Genomic DNA, 1,511 nt, shown 5'->3' with positions numbered 1-1,511 from the left:
CAGCAGCACAGAGCGGGGCGCGGCCAGCCGCGAACCGACCAGCCGCAGCGGGCCGGCCCGCACGTCGTCGGTGCCGCGGATGCCGTCGGAGTAGTCGTTGGCGTAGTTGACACCGACGATCATGCCGATCGAGACCAGCATCGCCAGCAGCGCTTTCCACCACGACGCGGCCTCGAGCCAGGCCGCGGCGCCGGTCCCGGCGAGGACCGGAGCGATCGCATTGGGCAGCGTCCGGGGACGTGCTCCTTCTACCCACTGGGCAAAGCTGGCCACGGCGCTCAGTCTGTCATGCCCTCGAAACCCCACCGGATCTCGCGGGTGACGGTGCGGTCGTAGCCGTCGCGGGAGGCTTCCGGGACCGCGACGAGCACTGTGCCCCAGTCGACGTCGGGGTGCCCGCGCAACCGGGTCGTCACTTCCCGAAGCTCGCCGTAGTGGGCCAGGCCGGCGAACGTGCCGCCGATGTCCTGGTCGCGGTCCTGGACGAAGAACGGTCGCGGCGACTCGATGACGGCCGCCGGCGTCTCGGCCACCCCGGCGGCCACCCGCGGGATCTCCCGCACACACGGAAACAGAAAGCCCTGCGGCCAGCTCAGCAACACCGGGGTGCGCCCGGCCAGGAAGTCGGTCAGCCCGACCGTCGAGCGCAGCCTGGGCCCGGTGAACGCCAGCCAGCCGAACTCGTCGGTGCGGTCGTCGACCGCGACGATGCGGACCTGCTCGGCGCCCGCCGGCACCTGCCCGGCGTCCACCCCGATCGAGCGCCACAGCGGGTGGCCGGGGTCCTCCCCGGTCGCGGGCCGGTCGACCGGGGAGCGGCTGCCCAGCACCGCACCCCGGGCGTCGCCGAATTCGAACGCCAGCGCGTTGCCGTCACCGGTGCGGCCGGCCACCGACACCGCCAGCCCGTCGCCGTCGGCCAACCGGGGAAGGCTGAACCATCGGGTGACGACCGTGCCGGTGTGCCGGGAGCCGTCGGTGTCGTCGTCGTAGGTGCCCCAGACGAACGACGCGGCCCCGGTCCCCGGCGGGTCCGGTGGCGGTGCGCCGGCCGGGAACCCGCCCGGGACGTGCGAGCGCCCGCCGGCCGGTTGCACAGCCGGACCATCGGGCAGCACCTCGATGTCGTCGGCCAGCCCGCAGGCCCGCTCACCGGTCAGCCGGTGCAGATTCGCCAGGGCGAGCGACCCCTCCGGCCTGCGCAGCGGTGCCGCGGCGAAAGAACCGAGCAGCACCGCCACTGACGTCGCCGCCGCGGTCAGGGCCACGGCCACCGGAGCGGTCCGGCCGCGCCCGAGCGCCCAGCCCAGCGCGCCGACGGCCAGCCAGACCATCGGATTGTCCAGGGGCACCCCGGCGGGTCTGATCGCCTCGGCCGCCCAGGGCAGGTCGTACACCGTCGACTGCCACCAGGCGTTCGGCCCGGCGAAGGCCAGTGCGGCGGCAGCCGACAGCAGTGCCACCGCGGCCGCCACCCCCGCCGGCCGCACGGCGCGCTGCCGGCTGAGCAC

2 protein-coding genes are annotated in these 1,511 nt (G+C 74.9%); both read right to left on the bottom strand.

Annotated elements, in window-relative coordinates; all coding sequences use genetic code 11:
- A partial coding sequence (menA, locus tag ACXAID_RS28050; protein ID WP_475025429.1) for a 1,4-dihydroxy-2-naphthoate octaprenyltransferase occupies positions 1 to 273 on the bottom strand: 273 nt, incomplete at its 3' end.
- A 5-nt stretch (positions 274 to 278) separates the two neighbouring features.
- Positions 279 to 1,511: arabinosyltransferase C-terminal domain-containing protein (locus ACXAID_RS28045; protein ID WP_475025428.1), on the bottom strand; the 1,233-nt coding region annotated here is incomplete at its 5' end.

This window comes from Mycobacterium sp. ABE4_509, from assembly GCF_056160785.1.
Note: the sequence above shows the minus strand (reverse complement) of the source record. Positions and strands in the feature narration are given on the sequence as shown.